This is a genomic window from Companilactobacillus furfuricola (genome assembly GCF_003946325.1).
Lineage (GTDB): Bacteria > Bacillota > Bacilli > Lactobacillales > Lactobacillaceae > Companilactobacillus > Companilactobacillus furfuricola.
Window position 1 is genome coordinate 1 of record NZ_RHNT01000082.1, and the last position, 5,379, is coordinate 5,379.

The 5,379-nt window shown below is 38.6% G+C and carries 5 protein-coding genes; 2 read left to right on the forward strand and 3 right to left on the reverse strand.

The window, feature by feature from the left end:
* Positions 1–1,458 precede the first annotated feature (1,458 nt).
* Together EKM78_RS12180 and EKM78_RS12915 are read left to right on the forward strand one after the other, a co-directional pair.
* On the forward strand, positions 1,459–1,683 hold the full coding sequence (locus EKM78_RS12180; protein WP_125772595.1) for a hypothetical protein: 225 nt from the start codon (positions 1,459–1,461) through the stop codon (positions 1,681–1,683).
* Between the two features lie 78 nt (positions 1,684–1,761).
* Positions 1,762–1,947 (forward strand): hypothetical protein, encoded by a 186-nt coding sequence (locus tag EKM78_RS12915; protein WP_164507356.1) that lies wholly within the window; start codon positions 1,762–1,764, stop codon positions 1,945–1,947.
* An 857-nt stretch (positions 1,948–2,804) separates the two neighbouring features.
* Here the strand turns inward: EKM78_RS12915 and EKM78_RS12185 are convergent.
* Genes EKM78_RS12185 through EKM78_RS12195 form a run of 3 tightly spaced genes read right to left on the reverse strand, consistent with a single transcriptional unit; the run spans position 2,805 to position 4,518 of the window.
* Complete coding sequence (locus EKM78_RS12185) at positions 2,805–3,608, reverse strand: FAD:protein FMN transferase (RefSeq protein ID WP_125772597.1); 804 nt, start codon at positions 3,606–3,608, stop codon at positions 2,805–2,807.
* Positions 3,609–3,626: 18 nt separating this feature from the next.
* Positions 3,627–4,280, reverse strand: coding sequence for a hypothetical protein (locus tag EKM78_RS12190; protein ID WP_125772599.1), 654 nt, complete (start codon positions 4,278–4,280; stop codon positions 3,627–3,629).
* Positions 4,243–4,518, reverse strand: coding sequence for a hypothetical protein (locus tag EKM78_RS12195; RefSeq protein ID WP_125772601.1), 276 nt, complete (start codon positions 4,516–4,518; stop codon positions 4,243–4,245). Before EKM78_RS12195 ends, EKM78_RS12190 begins: the two co-directional genes overlap by 38 nt.
* Positions 4,519–5,379: the final 861 nt, after the last annotated feature.

Genomic DNA, 5,379 nt, shown 5'->3' on the forward strand with positions numbered 1-5,379 from the left:
CCAGGTAGCTCAAAATCGCGTCGGGTACGTTCCAGCGTCTGTATCCCCGGGCCCCGGAGTCGGCATTGAACGTACCAACCAAACTACTACCTCCATCCCAGCTAACCAAACAAACTAACAAAACGTGCCCCAAGCAAAACGCCACTGTCTGCCATAGCTCTCTTACATCTTTAACAGCAAAAAAATAGCCAGGAGAACAGCCTCCTAGCTATCTTCACAGTCATCCTTCTCAAATTTTGTAATAAAGGTTCGTGGTAGTCCTTCAAAATCAAAGAAACAACTGTATTATATTAGTATATCTGTTATCAAAAGGAATTAACCAGTCACCGGATCATCAACAATCTTGAAAATTGGGTAAAATCCAGGGATATGAAAGCTAATGACCGGCTGATCATCAAAGGAACAAACGTGGTAGGCGTCCCTTCAATGACTTATTAACTGACAACATAGAAATTATATAACCTAATAATAAGAAAATCAACAAATATATATATCAAATGATAAAAATATCTTGGTTTTGTGAAGAAATTATATTGTTCAATTTCAATAATTATTTCACTAACTATCTAATTCAATCAAAAAATCAATATCGAATCCGTTTACATTAATTGGTATTTACCAAACGTAATATAAGACTATAATTATAGCAATTATTACGTTATAGTTATGTTAAAAGACGTATTATATGCAACTTTTTACTAGTATTTTCCAAAAAAGGAATATATAATATGAGTTGTTCATTAGGAGCAATCTTAATGAATATAATGACTTAGTCGTTATGTCTTATGAAGTTAGAAAGTACATCCTCAATGTACACCTTTCAATTCATAATTTTCAGAAGTATTCCTTCTCAACTTTTGTAATAGAGGTTCGTGGTAGGCCCTCAACTTACATATCCCGAGGAGTAGAGGTTTGTGGTAGGCCTCTACTCTTTTTTTGTGCATTTTTCATTTGTGAAATTTTAGCTCTATTGTGAAATACGTAAATCATTTCACAATAAAACACCTCACCAGTGACCGATATATTTCAGCCCTGATGAGGTGTTTTTTTTGAAATAATTCCTAAAAAATAAATAAACTAATAACTAAGGCTGTGATCAAGCCAAAAGTCACGATCAACCCTTTTCCAAAGTGTGAAAAAGTGTTCCAACGGTCAATAACCTTACTCATAATTCCCTCCAAAAAAACTAATTCAAAACAAATTATTATCATATCAGTTAAAAATGATTTAATAGTTCCAAATTTGAATGAAATTCTTTTCAATTTTTTTCAAAAAATGAGCGATAAATTAATAATTTCAACAAAATTTTTTTCATCAAAGAAAACTACATAATATTTCCATATAACTTAGCGATATACACAATCCGTCAATTCCAGAAATTTCCGATTCCAATAACTGCATTCTTTAACAATCAACAAGGTAGTAGTATCGGCGTGAGGAATGATTGGAAGTGATAACATGCTAAACAAATGGATCGACTATTTCATCCGCATCGTCCTGATCACCCTAGCAATCATCTGGTTCTTCCTACTATATTCAGACAGCTCATTATTAGTTCTCCTAGCAATCATTCTTCTAATCGGCACAACTTTGTATCTAATAACCAAAGAACAAAGCGACCTGTCGTCAAACATCAGCAATCTCCGGAAAAAATTCCGTCACGAATTGCACATGAAAAAATAGAACAGATTCACTGAAAACCAATAACGGATCAGGAAAGAAAACATGCTTCAAGAATAAAACGATAGAAGGTCAAAAAAAATGACCAGAGTACTAGAAATAGTCTACTGGCTAATAGTCGGCGCAATAGCTATAACCACCGTCTTGCTGTACTACTACAGCGAAAAACTATTTCAAGATTCCTCACTGCTACTCTTAGCAATCCTGTTAGTACGGCAATACGAAACATCGTTACCAAAAAATCCATTAGAAAAATATCATCATTAACACAAAGCCACCGAAAAAATCGATGGCTTTCTTATTTCATGAAAACAAGGCAAAGCAAAGCGAGAGTTCGAGAGAATCGAGCACGCGAGCAAGAAATAAATATTCAGAGAATAAAACAAAGCTAAGAACCAGGCAAGAGCACGAGGAACGAGTGCGCTAGCAAGAATCAAAAGCAATAGAACAAAAAGAATATCAATTCTTATCTAGCCATAAAAACAAAAAGATGCCAAATCAGCAATGTACCAAAAGCACAAAAATGAGCGGAGCTTTAGTCCCGCGAACCGAGCAAAGAGTCAATAATCTAGAAAGAGAATATATCCTAACAAGAAAAGGAAGCTCCTACTCCCCACCAGAATAGATAAAGTCTGAGATAGACATGTGAGAAATAGGACGCGCAGACAGTGCCAACTTGCAGAAAATAAATCGGTAAATCTCAAACCAAGGGGGGATTATGTCACTATCTAGACGGAGGGGCCCGGGGATACAGACCTCAGTGGTGAAATTCCTCTTGGCGACGAAGGAGCTTAGAGGAAGGTGCAGTTTTGAAACAAGCGAGCGCACTTTGCTCGATTGGTTCAAAATGTGCCCACCACGTTCCCGACCTTAGTTGTTCGGTGGCGTAGCCACCACCATAACCGGTTGCGCAAGTGCGTTAGCACTTACGTTCCTTTAACGTATCCCCGGGCCCCGGAGTCGGCATTGAACGTACCAACCAAACTACCACCTCCACACCCCAGCAAGCCAAACAAACTAACAGACCTCCAGCAAAATAAAACGCTTCTGTCTGCCATAGCTCTCTTACATCTATATAAAAAAAGCTCACCAGCAATAAAAACTGCCAGCGAGCTCAAACAACATTAACTGATCTTCTTATCAAAACCATCAGATATCTTACCTCGTGTAAAAGCCGTCAAAACCGAGCATGAATCAACCATCACACCAGTCAATCCCGAATCACCGATCAAACGCTTAAAATTATCAACACCAGCGCTAACAGCAACCGAAGACCAAGCATTAGCACGAGTCAAGCTAGTAGTAATAACCGACACCTGCTTCAAACAAGGAACATGCCGATCAAACGACCTTACATTATCATTCTTAATTTGTGTAGTGGAAATAGCACCATTTTCAATCCGATACTCAGCAATCTTAACGCCCACTCGATTAGGGTCGTTAATGCCAATATCCCATTGAAAATCACTATCAGCTTTTGACGCCATTTGAATATCCTTGTCGTCGCCAAAAGATACACCAATAATATTGGGGGCGATCAACAAAGGCTTAAGATGGAGTTGGAACAACCTCTCGATAGCCCAACCTTTGATCAATTCACTAGGATCAAACTTACCATCATCAAAAGCATCGAAATAACCGTTAGTAAAATCATTAGCCAGATTACACTGCCCAAAAACTTCTTGAAACATAGGATCACGGGCAACAGCTTCCGTTTCACCTTGACGATATTTCGAGATCAAAGAATCACTATTCGTCATCGAAAACTTTCGCTCGATCTTCTCAAGATCTTCTTCGATCAATTTAGTAGTCGTATGCAAAATTTGTTTTACCACAGAATCATTATTGATGACGGCCAATTTGATCGTGAACGGAGTATCCATCTTATGAACTACGACATTCGGGAAAAAAGTCTTAGGTTCAATCATAATTGACACCTCTTTTGTCTAGGTAAAACTTGGTTCAAAAAAAGTAAGGAATTTCCTTACTAGGTTCATTATGACACGATTAGGTAAAAGTTGACTCAATTTTGTTCGATTATTTTTCAAAGGGTAGAGTTTGCGGCCATTAAAGCGGCCTTTGGAAAAAACAGCTGGCTGTGAACCCACGGGCAAAACCAGTCCGGTCAATTGCGATGTTTCGATCATATCGACAGCATCAGTAAGTTTCATCTTGATAGCCGTTTCTGCCAAAATAGCTGCTTCGGTCGATCCTTTGGAGATCAGGGTGATTGAGCGTGGAGCCTCAAAGTCGCTGTCAGGAGCCATTTTTACGTCATTATACGCTGAAGTGGCAACTGCCCCATTCTTGATCTGATAATGTGCCATTTCTTGATCATTGTCAGGATCGAATATTTCAACGTTCCAAGAAAAATTGCTGTCAGGATTGCTAGCGACTTGCATTTTCTGTTCCGAACCAAGATAGACACCCACGATCTGAGGATCAACGAGCAACGGCTTCAAATGCTTCATAAATTCCGTCTCGATCGCCCATCCAACAAGGATATCAGAAGGATCAAATCGATCTGAAGCAAAGGCATCATACCGTCCACCGGTAGCGATCTTAGCTAAAGCCGACTGATTGTAAACAATCTGGAACATCCCATCCTGGAAAAAATACTTCAGCCTCACCACGGTGAAATTTGGAAATAAGCGAGTCTTGTTTAATAGGAGAAAATTTGTCATCAATAATTTTCAAGTCATCGACGATCAGTTGCGAGGAAGTATCAAGAATACGTTCAACCACATCAACATCGCCAACAACAGCTAATTTAATAGTAAAAGGAACATTCATTTGAAAGAAAGAGCGTTCAAGATAGTAAACATCAGGTTGATTCATAAAAAAACACCTCTATTGTATTAAGTATAGTAATGATTTAAGAAAAGCCAACAGCTATCACCCTACCAGCGTTTTAATTTGAGATTAAATGAGAATTTGAGAATTTAAATTATGAGGAGGAAAGTAAGGTCATCGCCTTACAAGTTCATAGTATGGACTTGGAAACTTAAAGTTCGCTTAAAATAAAAAAAGAGAGCGGAGGCGCACGGTCAGCTGCTGAGGATTTAAACACAGAGAGCGCAGCGAGGTTGGTCAGCTGCTGAGGATTAACGCGGGTGGCCGCACAAGGTGCGGCAAAGCCGCGCCGCGACCACCTGTGTTAACCGGAGGCCGCTACCTCGCGGAGCTCGTTTCAACATCCTTGAGGATAAAGCAAAACACCACTATCAAAACCACAGCAAGTTTAGCTAAACAAAATAGATTGAACTACCCTATTTCTATAAATCAGTCCTTTTTTACAAATTCTAAACCGGAGGCCGCTATCTCCCGGAGCTCGTTTCCACTATAAAACGGGCAACGTTTGGTTCTAAAAATACCGAGATTTGGTATATAACAACAGAAGTTTGGCAACATACATCCCAGAGTTTGGTATAAAACAAAAGAAATCTACCACATAAATACCAAGACACACCACCATACCACCAAGACAAAAGACTTTCCCCATCCCCAACAAATTCACCTCAAAACACCAAAAAAGTCCTCTCAAACAACGAGAGGACTCAATTGAAATTTAAAAAAGGATAAATCAAAAATGAAATAAATTACTTAAAAATTAACACGTTTAAAAATTATTCAAAGTTAACGCCATTACCAGCTTTAATCCATTCATCAGTAGATACACGATAATATGTAGTACCATCT